This is a genomic window from Larkinella insperata (assembly GCF_026248825.1).
GTDB lineage: Bacteria > Bacteroidota > Bacteroidia > Cytophagales > Spirosomataceae > Larkinella > Larkinella insperata.
In genome coordinates this window covers 4,093,193-4,111,939 of record NZ_CP110973.1, presented here as the reverse complement: position 1 = coordinate 4,111,939, position 18,747 = coordinate 4,093,193, and the positions used below count along the sequence as shown (strand labels likewise).

Below are 18,747 nucleotides of genomic sequence, written 5' to 3'. Positions count from 1 at the left end.
TTTAGCCTCCTGCTTTTTTGCCTCTGTAGCCTTTGCTTGTCAGCCAGACCAGGACTTTGTCGCGGTGGTCGCCCTGGATCAGGATTTCTCCGTCTTTGGCCGCACCACCGGAGCCACAGGCGGCTTTCAGTTGTTTGGCGAGGTCGGTCAGATCGGCTTCCGTGCCCACAAAGTCCCGGATGGCCGTCACAATTTTGCCCCCTCCTTTTCGATCAAGCCAGATTTTCAGACTTTGCTGCTGGGGTGGCAGCGTTTCCGCTACCGAATCAGTATCGTCTTGGTATTGATAGTCGGGATTCGTCGAGTAGACAATCCCCGTACGGTTTTTCTTGCTCATAACGGTTTCGCTCTAGTCAGAATGTTACTGCATCAGCAAAATTACGCTCCTTCCTTGTAAATCATCTATCCAATACCACCATTTGGTAAAAGAAACGCATCCGACCCGGCCACGCTGTGAGGTGGTTTCGCTGGCGTAAGCAGGAAGCCGCCGATTTGCTTTTTTGAGTGGATACCATCAACTACAATTATCGTAGTAACAAAAAAAAGGCTTTTCTGACGAAAAACTGGAAACAAATAACCCATTTTGTTTCTACTTTCCCAATTAGTCTCCGTAATTTTGCGGCCAGAAAGGGAGACTGGCAACGGGCTGGGTCATGTCCCGGTACGGCTTTTCTGAGCTCTTTTAATGCTTCGCTTTCGCTGATTCGGTTCAGCCCAATTATAAGTCTGCTTGTGAAACAAAGAATCAAACGACGTTACCGCATCGCCCGCTATGTTATTTACCGCCAAACCATTCTGGAGCCAGCCGACCACTTCTGGACTTTTCTGGGGGCTTTCATTGCCATCGCGTTGATCGGTTTATTGCAACAATCGCGTTTTACGCAGCAGGATGATGTTTTTCTTATTGGTTCTTTTGGCGCTTCCTGCGTCCTGATTTTCGGTTCAACCCACAGCCCACTTGCCCAACCCCGAAATTTGGTGGGCGGGCACTTGCTGGGGTCCATCATTGGGGTGGCGGTTTATAAACTGTTCCCGGATTACCTCTGGCTCTCTTCTGCTCTGGCCGTTTCGCTTTCGATTGTCTGTATGCAAATCACCAAAACCATGCATCCACCGGCGGGCGCAACGGCTCTTATTGCCAACATTGGGTCCGAAAAAATAAAAAGTTTAGGCTTCTGGTACACCCTATCCCCGGTGCTGACCGGCGTGATGATCCTGTTGGTTATTGCCCTGATCGTCAACAACATTCCGCCCAACCGGTCGTATTCCCTGGCGATAATTCCGGGTCGTAAGGTAACCAAACGGAAAAAACGCACGGCTGGGCAGCTGGCAAAAGCAACAACTGACTCGTCGAATGCCCCGGCGTCCATATCCTGCGAACTCAACGAATAGACGGGCGGCTAGTGAGTCGATTGCAATCCGCTTCTTCTCTGTGGGTAGTAGGAGCGCAGGCGGTGTTTTCCGGGTGGGAATTGTAATTCTGGGTGAGTCCTTTGGCCAGATGCCCGGCCCTAAACGCTCAGAATAGTAACCATCCGCAGCAACTCATTTCGGATCGGTTTTGGGCGTCCAACCGCTTCATGAAGCGGGGTGTAAACCAGTTGATTGTTGATGACTCCCACCATGACATTTGTCCTTTCCTCCAGCAAGCCTTCCAGTGCCCCCAGACCTAACCGGCTGGCCAGCGTCCGGTCGTAGGCGCTGGGTACTCCTCCGCGTTGAATATGGCCCAGAGTCGTTACCCGCATATCGATCTGACAGTCGACCTGCTCCCGAATCTGGTCAGCCAGAGCCGCGGCAGTGCCCTTTGTTTCACCCTCGGCCACAATGATAATGGACGACGATTTGGAGCGGTTCCATCCCTTTTTCAGGGCATCAACCAGGTCCGATGCCGAAAGCAACACTTCCGGCACCATCACCATCTCGGCGCCCCCGGCAATGCCGGACTGAACGGCAATGTAGCCCGAATCGCGCCCCATCACTTCAATCAGGAAAATCCGTTCGTGCGAATCGGCCGTGTCCCGGATTCGGTCAATGGCTTTCAGCGCGGTATTTACGGCGGTATCGTAGCCAATGGTATAATCGGTTCCGAATAAATCATTGTCGATGGTGCCGGGGATGCCCACAATCGGAAACCGGAATTCGTCATGGAAATGCAGAGCCCCTTCGAACGTTCCGTTTCCGCCAATGACGACCAGGCCGTCAACGTTATTACTCACCAGGTGCTCGTAAGCTTTTTGACGGCCTTCAACCGTCATGAACTCCGGGCAGTGAGCGGATTTAAGAATGGTACCGCCCCGTTGAATAATATTACTGACCGAGTGCGACGTCATGGGGAAAATATCGCCCCGAATCAACCCGCCGTACCCCCGGCGGATGCCAACAACTTCAATACCGTGGTGAATGGCGCCCCGAACTACCGCCCGGATGCAGGCATTCATGCCGGGCGCATCGCTACCGGAAGTTAGGATTGCGACCCGGTTCATCCTGAATGGATTCATGTTGAGAAAAGTTAATGGCCGCTGCCCCGACCATCAATACCGTAACGAAACGGGTTGTTGAGCGGATAGCTTAACCGAATGTACCGAGCTTGAGGCTTGTGGATTTCCCGACTCACCGATCAGCCGTCAAGCGAAAGAACGGGCCGCCAACTGGTGGAAGACCTGCTCATCGAGCCGGTATCGGTCGTTGAGGGTCAGGCTGCTGCGGCTGGTAAAAAGAGCATAGTTGACCGCGTTGTACAACAGCCAGTAGGAAGGGCTGACATTCAGCAGTTGTTCCTCCGTCCGGAGACGTTCGCGCGCCTGTTTAGCCAGTTGAGCCGGTACCGGTAACTCCTTCAGCAGACCCTCGTCGCGCGGACGCATTTCGCTCTGTTGCAACTGCGAGTAGATTTCGGAGGTAAGCGTCAGTTCCGGCTTGAGATGATCAATCAACAAATCCCGCAGGTGTTGCCGAAAAACGTCGATGGTCAGTTCGCTGTGGTGAATCGTTCGGATACCCGGACTTGGCCGACCCGCCCGCCCGCCGACCGGCCGGTTTTTGGGCACACGGGTTTTGGGGCTGGCAGCCGACCACTCCTCCAACCAGTTCTGGTAAGCCGCGGCATCTTCAAAGTGGTCGGCCCACCCTAAAAGACCGTTCTGACATACGCCCCGATACATGCTGCTACGCAGAGCGGAGTCGGGATGCAGCAGGGTAATAAACGATTGCCCCTGAAGCGAGAAGGGCGTTTTGCCGTTGTAACTGTTGGTTAAAATCAAACTCCGTTGCAGGGATTCCTTTCCAATTCGAAAGACTTCCGGCAGCACAATATTGATACTGAACTCCCCGGTTGGCGTGTGCTGGATCAGCAGCTTATAGTTCGGAATCAACTCGTCAACCACCTGACGGATAACGGAATTGGGAACAACCGAATAATCGGCACTTTGAATACCAAAGATCGTATTGCGCCCCCCGGCCATGTTTCCCACAATCAATTGCTGACGATCGGTGGCGACAATATCGTAGGTAGGTAACAGGTCAGCCAGCCAGACCGATTCCACCGGAAAACAAATATCATCCCAGGAATCCGTCAAGCGGGGTTGAGCACTAATATAGGTCATCGTTCAGTTGCTTTTTATATTTTGCAAGTGTAAATTTACAATTGTAAAATTTGAATTCCAACAAAATTCAGGAAAGCATAAAATTAACGCGCTGTTTTGGGTATTGACTTCTCAAACTAAACGGATGATGATATGGACAAGGAACTTCGGAACTGTTACCGTCGGATCGGGCGAGTGATCTGTCACTATTATTTATCAGCTCCCGGGGCGTTTGAGCCGACGGTTCGAGAGTATCAGGAGTGGTTGCAAGAGCTTTCTCCAGAGGAGCAGGCTTTTTACCGGAAGCTCGGCTTTCAGGTGTGTCGGGCGGCCAATGCTTTTCGGCAAAACTGGCTGGAAAGGCGGGGCTATTCCCTGAAAGATTACTTACAAGTGCATTTGAGTCCGCTGGATTACGCAATCTTTTGTCAAAGGCCCGTTCTGTGTGAGGAAGCTGATTTTTCCGCCTGACTCGCTCGGAAAAGGCCCGGTTTGAAAATCGTTTCAAAACCTTTATCGCTACACCTTTATGTCTTGGTTAGAATATAGTCAACTGGTCCTCAAAAAGGTCGGTTTTGACCGCCGATTATTCCGAAAAGAGTTGGGTAAGCTGCTGGCGCTTCTTTCCCCCGCCGAGCGGCTTGAGTTGTTACGCTGGTGCCGTCATCAGAAGCGGTGGGGCTCGTAGTCTGATCACCGGGGCTTCTGGTGATGAATCAGATTCATGAAAGTCCATTTGAACGCAAAAATTGGGCGGCATCCGGGCAGGGCCACTGACCGCCCTGCCCTAAACTCTTACCTTGAACATACCGTCGGTACGGCGGCCCTACTAGTATCAAACCATGAACCGATCTACGTTAACCCAGCAAAAATTAAAAGCCGTCTTGTTGTTCCTGCCCGTGCTGGTGGTGATTGTGCTCACCTCTATCAGCATGCGAAACAGTGTCAAGGATATGGACCAGGCCATGAAAACGGTCTATCAGGACCGCCTGCAACCCGCCATTGAAGTACTTTACCTGAGTGAAAACCTGCATACCAAGCGTCATCTGCTCGACACGTATCTAGGCGCGCAACAACCCTCAGTACGGCTTTTGCATGCCCAGTTAAAACAGCGTGACGACACCATGAAGCGGATTCTTCGCGAATTTGAGAAGACCGTACTGGTCAAAGACGAAGTAAAGCATTTGCAGTCTTTCAAAACCAGCCTGAGCCGGTATGCTCAATTGGAGCATACTGTGGTAGGGCTTCAGCAGGCGGGTCAGCACCAGACAGCCCTGGAGTTGTTCAATCAGCAGGGGGCGTCTCTATTTCGGCAGGGAATCCATTCCCTGCACGAACTGGCGCAGATTCAGGCAACCGTTGGCCAGCAGACCCTGAAACGATCGCACAGCGAGGCCAATCATTTTTATTCCAATTCAACCCTACAGGTTGCCGTTACCATCATCATTGCCCTGATCATTCTGTCGCTGATTCACAACGCAAAACGGCCCGATCAGGGACCGGCATCATTTCATCTTAATTAGTACCCAATCAGGCGGCTTTCCCGAAAAAGCCGGGGTGCAACCGGATACCTAGGACGATGACGCACAGCAACTACCGCTGGCTTTTTTGGCAGTCGTCCGGTATTTCAACGCCCCCACTCCTGCTTAACTTTTCACACTATGCAAAATTTAATCATCAGTAAACTGGATTATCAACGCCTGAAGCAACGGATCGTTCAGGCCCAGTCCGACCCTTCTGTTTCCCGAAATCAACTCATGAACCTGGCCCGGGGTGTAGAACGGGCTACCTTGCTTGAGCCCACCGAAATTCCGGCGAATGTGGTGACGATGAACTCTCAGGTGCGCATTAGCTATCTGGAAAACAACAAAAGCCTGGAACTGCGGCTGGTGTATCCCGAACAGGTAAACATTCATCAAAACCAGATTTCCATATTTGCCCCCCTGGCAACCGCCTTGTTAGGGTGTAAACAGCATGATATTGTGACCCTGCCCATTTCCAGCCGAACGGTTAAAATCAAAATAGATCAGATTGTATATCAGCCCGAAGCCGCCGGCGATTACACCCTGTAACGGCCGTATCGGGAGACACGATTTCTGGAAAGATCAGTTTATCAAAAGCTTATATGGTCCATTCAATGTGTGTTCTGGTCAAAGCCACTGACCAGGAAACAAGCCTCCAGCAGATCGGGCACCTCATCCGGGAGAGCCGCTTGAAGGCTGATCTTACCCAGAAAGAACTTGCTCAAAAGCTTGGCATATCAGCGCCGACTGTCAACAAATATGAAAATAATGGACAACAGGTCACCATCGAAGTGCTGTCAAAAATCGCTCAGGTTCTGGAGTTGGATTTGCTGGTAGGCTTTCAGACTTAAGGCTAGTAGCCGTAGCAAAACCGGCCCAAAATACCGCTTTCAGGTAGCAGTTTCTGGCAGCCCGCTCGTCAACGACCGCTTGCTGGTCGTTAGTCGATCAGCGGCTTTTGATACTAAATAAAAAAGAAGCCACCCGATTTTCTCCGGTGGCTTCTTTTTTATGGCCGGATGGATGCCAATGACGGCATTGAAAAGATATCAATACGGCTCACTGAAACGCTGCGGCTCTAACGAGGGTCAACCGACCGGCTCGGAATCTGACTGCCTGACAAAAGCATTGAGCAGCACCAGCACCTGGCTGACATCGGCCACCCGGAAAGCGGCCGTGGTCGTTCCCTTGCCCACTTTGACGGGATAATGGTGGTTTTCGGTCAAGACCGCCAGCATGTCTTCGTCGGTTTGGTCATCACCAACGGCCAGAACGAAATCATACGGTTTTTCCGCCATCAGCCGTTCGGCCAGCTTCCCCTTGTCCCAATCAGCTGATTTTATTTCAACGACCTTATTGCCGTCCAGAATCCGGAGTCCATGAGGAAGCAACTGATTTAAGGTGAACAGCAACTCCCGCGACCGCTCAAAACCAATGTGCTCATCCGCATTACGGTAGTGCCACGCCAGCGTCGTTGCCTTCTCTTCGATAAAGGAGCCTGTACACCGGTTGACAATTTCCTCCAAATAAGGCCGAACGCTGGCTTTCCAGCGGGTTTCATCCCCGCTATTGACGTGCCAGTTTCCGTTTTGTCTCTGACAGGCTCCGTGTTCAGCGACCAGATCGATGGGCAATCCACCCAACCAGTTTTCCAGCGTCGGCCGGTCGCGTCCGCTGATGATGACTACCTTGTTTTCGGGTAGACGAGCCAGTTTATCCAGCGTTTCCAGAACGGCCGCCGAGGGAGCCGCCAGCTCCGGTTCCGGCGCGAATTCAGCCAGGGTTCCGTCATAATCCAGCAGCAACAAGCGGGACTGGGCTTTCGCGTAAGCCTCCAGCAAACTACTTTTTGTTTTTCCGGTCAGTGCCTTGCCCGCGCCGACAGGGGTGGCCGATTGGGCGTTTAGCAGTACCTGAATAAAATCAGAAGCCCATTTTTTGACATCATAAAAGGCAATTCGCTGCTGCATCGCAACCATCCGGCGGGCCTGCTCCTCGGGCGGCATCTCCAGGGCCTGCTTCAACCCCTCAGCCACTTCGTATTCGTCCAGCGGATTGACCAGCAGGGCTTCTCCCAACTCGTTAGCCGCACCGGTTAACTCGCTCAACACCAGCGCCCCGCGCTGATCCTGCCGGGAAGCCACGAACTCCTTGGCGACGAGGTTCATGCCGTCGCGCAGGGGCGTGATCATCGCCACGTCGCAGGCCGAGTAGGACGCCAGCAGTTGCGGAAAGCTTAACGGAGCATACCGGTAAACCACGGGCAGCCAGGTCAAGGTGGCAAATTTGCCGTTGATACGACCCACCGCCTGTTCAATCATCTGCTTGCGCTCCGAGTACCGCTGGATTTCGTCCCGCGAAGGAATCACCACCAGCAGAAAGACAATCTGCTCGCGCCACTGAGGGTACAGGTTCAAAAACGCTTCCAGGGCGTCGAGCCGTTGAAGAACACCTTTGGTGTAATCCAGCCGGTCGACGGAAAAAATCAATTTGCCCGGGTAGGAAGTCAGCAGTTGCTCGCGTTCCTGCACAACCTCCGGCTGGTGGTAGGCTTCGTTGTAAAGAGCGTAGTTGATGCCGATGGGGAAAACGCCGGTTTCAACCAGCCGGTTTCCGCAGGCCACCCTGCCAAAAGTAGTTGGCTGCCCCAAAGCCATCTGGACCGACTGAAGAAAGTGAAGGCAATAATCGCTGGTGTGAAAACCCACCAGATCGGCGCCCAGCAATCCGTTCAGCAAGTACGTCCGACAGGCGCTGGGCAGCAACCGCATCAGTTCGTACGACGGAAAAGGAATGTGCAGAAAGTAGCCAATCCGGGCGTCGGGCTGCCGCTGGCGAATGAGCTGCGGAAGGGGAATGAAGTGGTAGTCGTGCACCCAGATCAGGTCGTTCGGCTTCAGCACTTCAACTACTCTATCACAAACCGTCTCGTTCACCAGTTGATAAGCCTTGAACTCTTCGTGGTGGTAATCAACGTAGGTTGAAAAATAGTGAAAAAGCGGCCAGAGTACCGAATTGGAAAAACCGTTATAAAAGCTTTTATGGCTCTGTTTGTCAATAAAAATCGGGACGTATTCAAAACTATCATCCACCAGACCCCGGTGCTTATCCCAGGTTCGCTGGGTGAAGTCCGCACATCCGATCCACACCGGTTTTTCGGCGAACGAAGACAGGTCCAGTGACTTTACCGCAGTTACCAAGCCCCCGGCCGATGGCTTTAAAGTAGTCTCTCTGTTTTCGGTTTTGAACGAGAACGGTAAGCGGTGGGAAATAATGACCAGTCGATTGTTTTTCATATTTATAAAATCAGGGCGTGGGCCAGGCCACGTAATCGTTCCACCACGTTTTCATACACCTTCTCGGCGGGCAGGACCATTTCGTAGCCTGCTTCTTTGCACTTCTGCTGATCCACCGACGGCGGATCACTGTCGATAATAACAACCGGAATATGCTGCCAGGCTGGCGTCTGATTCAGCCGGTTCAACAACGGATATCCGTTGCGCTCCGCCATCTTCCAATCCAGTATAAGCAGGGAAGGAAGCGGAAAAACGGAACCCCGCAGGGCTTGCAGCATTTCGCCCTTTCGGCCGAAAAAATACAGAACAGCCGTGGGACAGGCCTCGTACAATGCCTGACGGTAGAGGAAGTGATCACTCTCCTGATCGGTCGCCAGAAAAATAACGGGGCCCTGGGTTGTCATCAGACCTGGTCATAATCCGGCAAAAACCGGTCGCCGGGGACGGTTTTAACCAGTGGAACGAGTCAAACCGTCAGCTCTGAATGGTTTCCTGGAGCGATTCCATACCGACTAGTTTTTTATACAGCGTCAGCGCCTGAGCCACCACCTGATCCATGTTGTAATAGCGGTATGTACCCAAACGCCCCACAAAGTAGACATTCTCCTGATGTTCGGCCAATAGTTTGTACTGCCGGTACAGCGCGGCATTCTCGGGCCGGGGTACCGGGTAATACGGATCACCCTCTCCCTGCGGGTATTCAAAGGTGATGCTGGTTTTGGGATGTTCCTGACCAGTCAGTTTCTTATATTCGGTAATGCGGGTATAAGCGTGGTCGTTGGGATAGTTGACGACGGAAACCGGCTGGTAATCGCTCACCTCCAGCGTCTGGTGATCGAAGCGCAGCGAACGGTAGGGCAGTTTGCCGTAGCAGTAATCAAAATACTCGTCAATGGGTCCGGTGTAAATCAGTTCCTTATACGATAGCTGTTTATTGATCTCCTTAAAATCCGTGCTCAGCAGCAGGTGAATGTTGGAATGGCTGACCATTTTCTCAAACATTTTCGTGTAGCCGTGCAGCGGCATACATTGAAATTCGTCCGTGAAATAGCGATCATCCCGGTTGGTGCGGGTCGGAATCCGGGAAGTTACCATTTTATCGAGCTGCGAGGGATCGACGCCCCACTGCTTGCGGGTGTACCCCCGAAAGAATTTTTCGTACAAATCACGACCGACCTGGCTCACGACCACATCTTCGGACGTGCGGATTTCATCGACCGGCTCACCAACGGATTGAAAATAATCGGCCAGTTCTTCGGAGGTAAAGGAATACCCGTACAGTCTGTTGACCGTATCGAGGTTGATCGGAATGGGCAGCAACTGACCGTCAACGGACGCCAGCACCCGGTGTTCGTAAGGCCGCCACTGGGTAAACTGCGACAGATAAGCCATCACTTCCGGCGAGTTGGTGTGGAAGATGTGGGGGCCGTACTGGTGAATCAGGATTCCGTCTTCGTTCAGGCAATCGTACGCATTCCCGCCAATGTGGGGCCGTTTGTCGATGAGCAAAACCGTTTTTCCGGCCTGTGTAGCTAATCGTTCGGCCAGTACGCTCCCGGCAAATCCAGCTCCTACAATTACAAAATCATATTGCATAAAGAAATAAGAAGGTTAACGTGATAAAATGAGTTGTAAATGACCCGCGCCGGATTCAGGCAAGATCGGTTTGCGGTACGGTTTGCCACCAGCCCGGCCCCGGCGGCACGAGCGCGGCCGGATTTTGCCCCGTCGCCAGGCAATGAACCAGCTCCGCCAGGGGCGTGGCCTGCAACTGTCCCGAGCTTACGTCAAAAGCGCCCGGTTCGTAGTGTCCTTCGTGGCGCGTCAGCAGACAATGCCAGTCGAATGACCCCAGCAAAGCCCAGGCCGTTACCGCCTGAATGTCAGCACCCGCCTGACGCGCCTGCTGGGTTTGCTGCCACATATCCCACAGCCAGCGCATTTGCTCGTCGACGGTACATCCCAGATGAGCCTCCGTTACGGCAATGGGGCGCTGGTAGCGTTTCCAGGCTTGCAGCAGAAGCCCCTGCAACCCAACCCGTTGCTCCGGCGCTGCCCGGACGACCTCCGTATCCACGTAGCGATCGCGATCGTTGCCGCCCCGCAGATGTTCCGGGTATTGCCAGATTCGTTCATCCAGATACCGTTCACTGGTGATGTAATGATTGATTCCAATCACGGACGGCGGACAGGGGTTCTCCACAAAAAATGCCAGTTCCGCGGGCGGAATTCCGAGCCAGCGCAGATAGTCCCAGAGCGGATGTTCCTTCGAGACAAAGCCGCAGAGAAGATCCCAGCTCAACCAACGACGGTGATTTTCCCACTCGCCCTGGTAGCTTAATTTCGGGGTACTGTGCGTCTGCCCCAGGTCATCGGTCTGAATCAGTTGGGCATCGGGCCGAACCTGCCGAATCTGCTGCATGGCCAGAACCGTGGCCCGGCACTGCCGGAGCAAAATATCGACAAACACGCGGGGGCTGTTGGCGTGCGGGTACCAGTGACCGCTTAAGCCGGAAAAGCGGGCGGTGGTTAAGGGCTCATTGACGGGCGTGTAAGCGTCGACCCAGGGGTAGCGCTCGGCTACCTGCCGGGCATAGCGGGGAAGCTGCTGCGCAAACTCAAGGCCGGCAAAGGTGGCGTACCGAGGCCCGCAGCCGTGGTGAACCAAACCAACGATGGGCCGGATTCCCAACTCCCGCAGCAACCCAAGGCGACGATCGGCCCATTGCCAGTCGGGCTTGTCGATGCAGTGAGGAGCAGTGCGCTCCCAAATCAGCGGGTAACGCAGCGTCTTGAGTCCAAGCTGAGCGATTTGAAACAGGTCCTGATCGCGCTGGTCGTGTCCGTTTCGCAGGAGTTGATCCTGGTAGGTATCACCAACCCGGTTGACGGTGCACTCAATGCCCCCCCATAGCGCCAAGGGCTGTGAAGCTGAATTTGTAGATGATCTAATATCCGGTTGTTTACTCATACAGGGATTGCTTTTGGGGCTCTAACTGGAACTGCCCCATGATTAATTTATGCATATCTTTCCAGGTCTGCTGCCAGGAACTCTGCGCCAACTGGGCATCAATCCGTTTCCAGCACATCGACCCGGGATCTGCCAGCGCCGCAGCAATCGAACGCTCAAACTCCTCCGCCCCGTCGGCAATCCACACCGGACCGCACTCCCCGTAGGTGCTGACCACATCCCGAATCGGCGAGGACACCACCGGCAGACCCGCAGCCAGGTACTCCGGCGTCTTGGTGGGGCTGATGAAGCGCGTCGATTCGTTGAGCGCAAAGGGCAACAGCGCCACCTGCCAGTTGCTGAAATAGGCCGGCAGCTGCTCGTAGGCCTTCATGCCCAGGTAGTGCAGGTTAGGCCCCTGCGGCAGCGAAGCCGGGTCAATCTTGACCACCGGACCCAGCAGCACAAACTGCCAGTCGGGCCGCCGTTTCGCCAGTTCGCCCAGCAGGGCGATGTCCAGCCGCTCGTCAATGACCCCACTGAAGCCGATGCGCGGGTAAGCCAGCGAACTCTGATCGGCCGGATCGGCCAGCCCCAGGCGGGCCTGCCCAAAGTGGTGGTTGTCGATGCTGCTGGGAAAGGCGTGCACCGAGGGGTGCAGATTTTTCTTGGCTTCGTATAAGCTCTGACCGCCCGTGAAGACCAATTTGGCCTGTTGCAGCAATTGTTTCTCCCGTTCCCGCAGTTGCGGGGGCGCCCCCCGAAAGGCCGACAGCTCGTCCATGCAATCGTAGACGGTCAGCCGGGGCTGGATATGCTCGGTAAAGTTGAGGGCCATGGGCGTGTAGTACCAGGCCACAAAGTCGGTGATCTGGTGCTGGGTCAATAGTTCGTCGAGCCACTTGCGCTGCATGGCCTGCTGGGTGTGGGCATCGGTACCGCCGGGCAGGTGCGGCACCAGGATGTTGAGCTGGGCGTTGACGGGCCGCACTTCCAGCCAGGAGCGGTTGTCGACGACGGGTTCTTCCCAGAACCAGACGCGGAAGTGGCGGCTGGCCCGGCTGAGCAAATGCTGGGGGCGCTGGTAGACGAAGTTCCAGCGCAGGTGTGAAAAACAAATTAAATCCTGGGTCTGATGCGCAAAAGAGGTAGATGGAATGACCGTATCCTTTGCTAAGCCCATGAGCTGAACGTGCTCCTGAGCAAATGGCTGTCCTATAGCCTGTTTCTGCTGATTAGACATGCGTTGGTTAGGGTAAGAATGATGTGGTGCTAACGCCAACCTGTGTACGAACGTGAAATGGATTGCGCACGGGCAGCGAAACGCAGGTAGTTAGTAAACTCTATTAATGTAAGAATGGGAGTTTTGGCAACCGCCAAGTGAGGTTCTGGCCCAGCCGGTGACCATAATGGAGCAAGCTCTGATTACTCTTTGTCTGTTTTTACGCTGCAACGCACTCCCAGGCATAACAAGCATCTGCTGTCCGTTAACTAGTCCAATAAGGCGCAAACATTCTAGCAAACAGAGAAAAGAGGGCCAAACGATGGCTGGTAGAAAGAGATTAATTGGAAAACCGACCCTATTTTACATACAATACCATCCGTAGCCGCCCGGCAGAAAGCGACAAAAACGGAGTACGAAGGACTTCCATTACGGTTAAAATTCGCCGTCTATTACCGATAAAGCCATTTGGCAACAAGCCGAACATAGCGGGGCATGATGACAAACGTCATCAACCCGACAATGACCAGGCTGGTCAGTAGGGGCTTCAGCAACGGAACAGAGCCAAAAGGCAGGGCCGTCAAAATGGGTGTCAGCAGCCAGGGAACCAGCACGGACAATGGAAAAATAGCCGACCAGGTCAGCAGAAACTGTTTGTAGGGGGGTGCCAGTTTTTTGGCTTCCGGTGGCGTAAACCAGAACTCCAGGCCGGTCTTGATTTCAATCTTTTCTTCCGTATTCAGAAACGGACGCACTTTCTCAATCATTTGCCGGCGGGTGTCGGATTCCAGCCACGTTCGCAGACTTGCTTCCGAAGCAAAATGCAGGACGATGGTGTAGCCTTCGTTATGCCCGTGTGGACGAATGATGTTTACCCCCCGGTGCCCGGTTGCTCCCTGCGCCAATGTCACCATTTCCTTTAACCAGTCTTCATAGACGTGAACCTGATTTTTGAAGGGTCGCTGAACGATGATGGTGGTCACAGCGCTGTCGATGTCGATGGGGATGCTGGCTGCCATAAAGATGCTTGCTTTGGGATAACGGTCGATTTTACCGCGAAAAAGATCGGGAAGAAGCGGCAGGAAATCAAAAAACGGAAAAAGAAATCCGCAGAAAAACGCATCTGCGGAAAATCCAGAACGGTATTTTCCGGGTTGCTGGCGCTTCCCCAGCAACCCGGTTTTTATGACGAAAAATCTACGGCTATCGCACGAAGCTGCGCACTTGCGGGCATATACGTCAGGCGCATTCGGTTGTTGCGCTCCGGTTACCCCTTTACGGCTTGTCCCACCAAACTCTGGTTTTATACGTATCGGCCCCCTGGCGGGCTACCGCAGCGTTGTAATGATCCGCGTTCAAAACCGGTTCATCATCCGGATACCGCAGACGGCGGGGATAGGTCCCCCCCGTTTCGTTGTCCGGGTAGTTGATGGGCGTTAGTTTGGGATAGCCCGAGCGCCGGACGTTGGCGTAGGACTCGTACCCGTTCAGAAACGTAGCCACCCAGTATTCGGAGTTGATCTGCTCCAGCGCCTTCTCCCGGTCGGCCACGCCCACAAACGGGTTGGTGGTTAAGTAAGCCGTGATCTCTGCGTCCGTAATCGTGGCTGATGCGTCGTACTGCTGGAGGCTCTTCATGGCGCCGGTTACTCCGTTGCGGTAGAATTGCGCGGCATCCCCGGCGACCCACCCCCGCAGGGCGGCTTCCGCCAGCAGCAGTTGTACCTCGGCATACGTCAGGAGCATTCTCGGCCCGTCCAGCTTGCCGAACACATCCCGGTTTACCCCCGAAAACTGGTGTTCCTGACCCGGTGTGTTTGGGTTGTAGCTCGGGTCGTTGGGCAGGGTAATCCGGTCGAGGCCATTGGGCATTCCCTTCTGCACGGCCGGATCGGTATTTTTCGTAGCCACGTTGGTCGGGTCCGTGTACACGGCAACGGTATGTTTGAGCCGGGGGTCGTTGTGGCTCTTCATGAAGTCGAAAAAGGTTTTGGCGATTTTGCCGGGGCTTCGCTGCGAAACACTCAACAGCCAGCTCTGGCCGTTGGTCAGCACTTCCTGCGTACCGACCTTGTCGGCTCCCCGGATCAGCAGGTTGTCTTCGATGGACGCAAAAACCCCGCCCGCATACGCTTTCCTGACCCAGGACTCGGCGGCCGCCGGGTCTACCTTAGACAGCCGCATACCCAACCGGAGCATCATCGAATAACCAAACCGTTTCCACTTGGGAATGTCGCCCGCGTAACCAATATCCGCCGTCCCGAAGAGGGGTTGCTGAGCATTCAGCTTGGCGGTGGCATCTTCCAGCTCGGCCAGCATGTGGGCGTAAATGTCCTTTTGTGCGTCGTACTTGGGTTTGTAAATCTGCTGATAATAGCCCTGATTGGCTTCAAAATAAGGAACGTCCCCGTACATGTCCGTGAGCCGGTGGTAAATGACCGTTTTCCAGATTCTCGCCATGTGGTAGAGGTTATGGTACTGCGGCTTGTCTTTCGATAGCGTAATGACATCCTCAATCAGCTTGGAAGAACCCGCATTAGCGTTGTACGTGGCCTTCCACAGCGCTTCGTTGTTCGCTTTGTGGTACACGTATTTATCCCCCTGAAAATCGAAAATACCCACGTTACTCAGTGATGCCATGTGCTGAACGAACGGTTCGGCATAATTCAGGCTGTTTACCTCATCCCCCTTGGCCGTGTTGTATTGCCCGGTCGTGAATAAATAAGCCGGGTTGAAACGGTCGGCGGTAACGGCGTTGGGGTCTTTGTTAAGCTCTTCAAAACCACTGTCACAACCGGCAAAAAGCAGGACGCTGCCGGTCAATACTGTATAGAGTGTCTTTTTCATTGTCTTTGGCGTTAACTAGAATTTCAAGTTCACGTTGAAACCGTAACTTCTGGTGGGTGGTAAGGCCGTGGATTCGATCCCCTGATCATTGCCCGCCGATATGTTGGTTTCAGGGTCCAGGCCGGGCGTGTGTTTGAGCAGAATTGCCAGGTTGCGACCTACCAGCGACACACTGGCCCCCTTCAGGAATCCAATGCGCTCGTAAACGGCTTTCGGCAGGTTGTAGGTCAGCGACACGTACCGCAGTTTGATGAAACTGGCGTCGTAAATGTAGTCATCCAGGGCATCGCGTCGGCGGACGATGATGGCCCGGTTGTTAACCCGGTCTGCCGTTACCAGCACGTTGTTCACCTCCCCGCTTTCGGTAACACCGGGCAGAATCGCCCCGGCTTCCCGGCCCAGTAGCGACTTGGGCGACATTCCGCGGTGGTCGAGGCTGTAATTGGTTTCCGAATAAATCTTGCCGCCAAATTTGCCGTCAACCTGAGCCGATAGCGTCAGCGACTTGTACGTGAAGGTATTGATCAGCCCCGTCGTGTATTTATGAATACCCGAACCAAAGGAAACCACGTTGGCCGGGACGATGGGCAGGCCAGTCGCGTCGATGATATCCTGTCCCTGCTCATTGCGTTTGATGGTCCGCCCGACAATCTGCGAGTACTCCTCCCCTTCTACGTGTTTGATGAAAGCTTTGGTAGAAGTCGCCAGAATCAGCTCATTGGAGGTATTCGAAATCTTCAGCACCTGGCTTTTGTTGTAAGCCAGGTTAAACGAAACGTCCCAGCTAAAGTTTGAGGTCGTAACCGGTTTTACGGTCGTTAGCAACTCGATGCCCCGGTTCCGGATTTCGCCCACATTGACCGACACCCCCGAATAACCGGTGGTGGAGGAAATGCTTTCGACGGCAATATCGTTGGTCGTCAATTTGTTGTAGGCCGCAATGTCAAAGCCCAGCCGGTTGTTGAATAATCGCAGGTCCAGACCGGCCTCAAATTCGTTGACGCTCAGGGGCCTTAACCGGCTGTTGGGTACAGTAAACTGGTTGATGGTCCCGAGCGAACGGCCGTTGTAACTGTACGGCAGCAGGCCATAGGTCAGATTGAGCAGGTACGGGTCGGTATCTCCGCCCACCGCAGCATACGCCACCCGGAGCTTTCCGAAGCTGATGGCCTGGGGCAGGCTGAGCGCCTGCGAGAACACGAAACTCACCCCGGCCGAGGGGTAAAAGAAATTGTTCGACTGAGGATTCAGCGTTGAGAACCAGTCGTTTCGGCCCGTCAGGTTCAGGTACAGGTAGTTGCGGTAACTTAGCTCGGCGGTGGCAAATACCGAGTTGATCTTTTTATCGAACGTTGCCGTGGTGGTGTTCCGGTTGACGGTGTTGTTGATTACGTGCAACTGAGGAACCGCAAAACCGGAGCCGACAATGGTGGTGGTGTACCGGTGCTGCGCCATCAGGTTTCCGCCCAGGTTTACGGCCAGATCAAAATCTTTATTCAGACTCTTGTTGAACCCAATCATCCCTTCGAAGTTCCGCTCCCAGAAGTTCTGCTGAATTTGATCAAGCTGACCATTGGGTCGGTAGCCGGTTCCTTCGGGAACCAGTTTGTTGGCCATGAAACTGTAATAATCCTGCCCGGCTTTTGCCTGAATAAACAGCCAGTCGAACAGGTTATACCGTATGTTAACGGTGGAGATAAAGCGGTCCTTGTCGGTCCGGTTTTTAATGCGGTTGAGGGTGTAGTAGGGGTTGGTCGCGTTTAAATCCGTGCCCAGCACCTTTTCCTTGAAGTCTTCGGTGTAACCCGGCGAGAGCGCACTCGTCGGCATGTTGCTGTTCACGTACAGGATAGTTCCGGCGCTGTTACTGGAAGTGCCCGTAAAAACGTACCGGTTGTCAACACGCTCGTTGACGTAGTCGACGTTGGCCGACAGGTTCAGGTTTTTGGAGATGCTCTGATTAAGGCCCAGGCTGATGTTGTTTCTCCGCATGGTTGCATTCGGAATAATGCCTTTGTTGCGCATGTCCGTAATACCCAACCGGAAGCTGCCTTTATCCCCTCCGCCCGAGAACGAAATGTTGTTGGAGCTGGTGTGACCGACGCCGTAGAAGTCTTCGAGTACCTGATCTTTTACGTACGAATACGGCCTTTTTACCCCGTCGAGTTGAATCGTCTCCGAACCGTCGTACCGTGATCCCCAGTGGTTTTGACCGTGGTTGGCCGCATCCTGCTGGCTCGCCGGTTTGACCCCGCCATACCCCTGACCGTACTCCTTCTGGAGTTCCCAGAGAAAAAAGGGTACTTCAAACGTGTTGTTGGTATTGAATTCCACGCCCAGCCCTTTGTTGCCCTTCCCGGATTTGGTGGTGATGAGAATAGCACCGTTTTTGGCCCGGGAACCGTACAATGCGGCCGCCGTAGCGCCTTTCAGAACGGTAATATCCTCAATATCATCCGGATTAATGCTGGAGATGTTGTCGCCAAAATCCGGATTATCTCCTTTTGGCCCGCCGAACTGGCTGTTGTCCATCGGAAGGCCGTTGATGATGTACAGCGGCTGGTTGCTGCCCGAGATGGACGTGTTGCCGCGGATGGTCACCCGGCTGGAGCCGGCCGGCCCCGTAGCCGCCGGGCTGATGTTCACCCCGGCCACCTTTCCGTTCAGGGAGTTGGCGAAGTTGGTTTCCCGGGTTTTGGTGAAATTATCACCGTCGACTTTGGTCACGGAATAGCCCAGCGACTTGGTTTCCCGGCGGATACCTAGGGCGGTAACCACCACTTCGTCCAGGGCTTTGCTTTCGGTCAGCAGTCTGATGTTCAGGGACGTCTGGCTGCCCACCTGCACTTCCTGAGCCGTATAACCGACAAACGAAAAAACAAGCACCGAATTGGCCGACGGGACATTGATGGAGAAGTTGCCCGTTGCGTTGGAGGTTGTTCCCTGCTGCGTGCCTTTCACTATAATACTGACCCCGGGCAAGCCCTCCCCTTTTTCATCGGTTACTTTTCCCTTGATAACTTCAACGGGCGCGGGCCACTCCGCGCCCGGCCTTTCTGTTTTGCGTTCCGGGGTTTCCGGCTTCCGTGCGACGGCCGCGGGGGTAGTGGCCGAAAAGACGGCAACGGCGGCCAAGAGGGTATACCAACTGCACCGAACGGTGCTGTGGTCCCTCTTCTTTGGTAGGGTTTTCTTGTTCATGAAAGTTAAGGGTTGGAATAGCCGCAGCGTCTGACTGCTCTGGACAGATCAACGCGCTATTTCCCATACGCCAAACCCCCCTTATCGTACTATGATTCTTTCAATTAAAAGAAAATAAATTACA

At 53.9% G+C, this 18,747-nt stretch carries 16 protein-coding genes; 5 read left to right on the top strand and 11 right to left on the bottom strand.

Annotation, left to right across the window (positions count from 1 at the left end):
- Position 1: 1 nt before the first annotated feature.
- Complete coding sequence (locus OQ371_RS16540) at positions 2 to 337, bottom strand: translation initiation factor (RefSeq protein ID WP_265989271.1); 336 nt, start codon at positions 335 to 337, stop codon at positions 2 to 4.
- Between the two features lie 395 nt (positions 338 to 732).
- Here OQ371_RS16540 and OQ371_RS16535 point away from each other — a divergent pair, with 395 nt between their 5' ends.
- Positions 733 to 1,392 (top strand): HPP family protein, encoded by a 660-nt coding sequence (locus OQ371_RS16535; RefSeq protein WP_265989270.1) that lies wholly within the window; start codon positions 733 to 735, stop codon positions 1,390 to 1,392.
- A 119-nt stretch (positions 1,393 to 1,511) separates the two neighbouring features.
- On the opposite strand, the gene pfkA is transcribed toward OQ371_RS16535, so the two are convergent.
- Together pfkA and OQ371_RS16525 are read right to left on the bottom strand one after the other, a co-directional pair.
- Positions 1,512 to 2,486: a 6-phosphofructokinase gene (gene pfkA / locus OQ371_RS16530; protein WP_265994328.1), complete on the bottom strand. Its 975-nt coding sequence runs from the start codon at positions 2,484 to 2,486 to the stop codon at positions 1,512 to 1,514.
- A 141-nt stretch (positions 2,487 to 2,627) separates the two neighbouring features.
- On the bottom strand, positions 2,628 to 3,605 hold the full coding sequence (locus OQ371_RS16525) for a hypothetical protein (protein ID WP_265989269.1): 978 nt from the start codon (positions 3,603 to 3,605) through the stop codon (positions 2,628 to 2,630).
- A gap of 132 nt (positions 3,606 to 3,737) precedes the next feature.
- On the opposite strand from OQ371_RS16525, the gene OQ371_RS16520 reads away from it, so the two are divergent.
- The 4 genes from OQ371_RS16520 to OQ371_RS16505 all read left to right on the top strand — a co-directional run bounded on the left by OQ371_RS16520 (position 3,738) and on the right by OQ371_RS16505 (position 5,958).
- Positions 3,738 to 4,055 (top strand): hypothetical protein, encoded by a 318-nt coding sequence (locus OQ371_RS16520; RefSeq protein ID WP_265989267.1) that lies wholly within the window; start codon positions 3,738 to 3,740, stop codon positions 4,053 to 4,055.
- 371 nt (positions 4,056 to 4,426) lie between these two features.
- Complete coding sequence (locus tag OQ371_RS16515; protein ID WP_265989265.1) at positions 4,427 to 5,107, top strand: MCP four helix bundle domain-containing protein; 681 nt, start codon at positions 4,427 to 4,429, stop codon at positions 5,105 to 5,107.
- 138 nt (positions 5,108 to 5,245) lie between these two features.
- Complete coding sequence (locus tag OQ371_RS16510) at positions 5,246 to 5,656, top strand: GreA/GreB family elongation factor (RefSeq protein ID WP_265989263.1); 411 nt, start codon at positions 5,246 to 5,248, stop codon at positions 5,654 to 5,656.
- 65 nt (positions 5,657 to 5,721) lie between these two features.
- Positions 5,722 to 5,958 carry a helix-turn-helix domain-containing protein gene (locus tag OQ371_RS16505; protein WP_265989261.1) on the top strand — a complete coding sequence of 79 codons (237 nt, stop codon included), beginning with the start codon at positions 5,722 to 5,724 and terminating at the stop codon, positions 5,956 to 5,958.
- Positions 5,959 to 6,195: 237 nt separating this feature from the next.
- Here the strand turns inward: OQ371_RS16505 and OQ371_RS16500 are convergent, their stop codons facing one another.
- From OQ371_RS16500 to OQ371_RS16465, 8 genes are all read right to left on the bottom strand, one after another.
- Positions 6,196 to 8,403: a bifunctional alpha,alpha-trehalose-phosphate synthase (UDP-forming)/trehalose-phosphatase gene (locus tag OQ371_RS16500; protein WP_265989259.1), complete on the bottom strand. Its 2,208-nt coding sequence runs from the start codon at positions 8,401 to 8,403 to the stop codon at positions 6,196 to 6,198.
- 2 nt (positions 8,404 to 8,405) lie between these two features.
- Positions 8,406 to 8,807 carry a response regulator gene (locus OQ371_RS16495; RefSeq protein WP_265989258.1) on the bottom strand — a complete coding sequence of 134 codons (402 nt, stop codon included), beginning with the start codon at positions 8,805 to 8,807 and terminating at the stop codon, positions 8,406 to 8,408.
- 70 nt (positions 8,808 to 8,877) lie between these two features.
- A complete protein-coding gene (gene glf / locus OQ371_RS16490) occupies positions 8,878 to 9,999 on the bottom strand; it encodes a UDP-galactopyranose mutase (RefSeq protein ID WP_265989256.1) in 1,122 nt (373 codons plus the stop codon).
- A 55-nt stretch (positions 10,000 to 10,054) separates the two neighbouring features.
- Positions 10,055 to 11,323, bottom strand: coding sequence for a family 1 glycosylhydrolase (locus OQ371_RS16485; RefSeq protein ID WP_310586581.1), 1,269 nt, complete (start codon positions 11,321 to 11,323; stop codon positions 10,055 to 10,057).
- A 43-nt stretch (positions 11,324 to 11,366) separates the two neighbouring features.
- On the bottom strand, positions 11,367 to 12,596 hold the full coding sequence (locus OQ371_RS16480; protein WP_374761420.1) for a glycosyltransferase family 1 protein: 1,230 nt from the start codon (positions 12,594 to 12,596) through the stop codon (positions 11,367 to 11,369).
- A 431-nt stretch (positions 12,597 to 13,027) separates the two neighbouring features.
- Complete coding sequence (locus OQ371_RS16475) at positions 13,028 to 13,594, bottom strand: putative antibiotic biosynthesis monooxygenase (protein ID WP_265989252.1); 567 nt, start codon at positions 13,592 to 13,594, stop codon at positions 13,028 to 13,030.
- A gap of 256 nt (positions 13,595 to 13,850) precedes the next feature.
- Complete coding sequence (locus OQ371_RS16470; RefSeq protein ID WP_265989250.1) at positions 13,851 to 15,422, bottom strand: SusD/RagB family nutrient-binding outer membrane lipoprotein; 1,572 nt, start codon at positions 15,420 to 15,422, stop codon at positions 13,851 to 13,853.
- Positions 15,423 to 15,437: 15 nt separating this feature from the next.
- Complete coding sequence (locus OQ371_RS16465; RefSeq protein ID WP_265989248.1) at positions 15,438 to 18,623, bottom strand: SusC/RagA family TonB-linked outer membrane protein; 3,186 nt, start codon at positions 18,621 to 18,623, stop codon at positions 15,438 to 15,440.
- Positions 18,624 to 18,747: the final 124 nt, after the last annotated feature.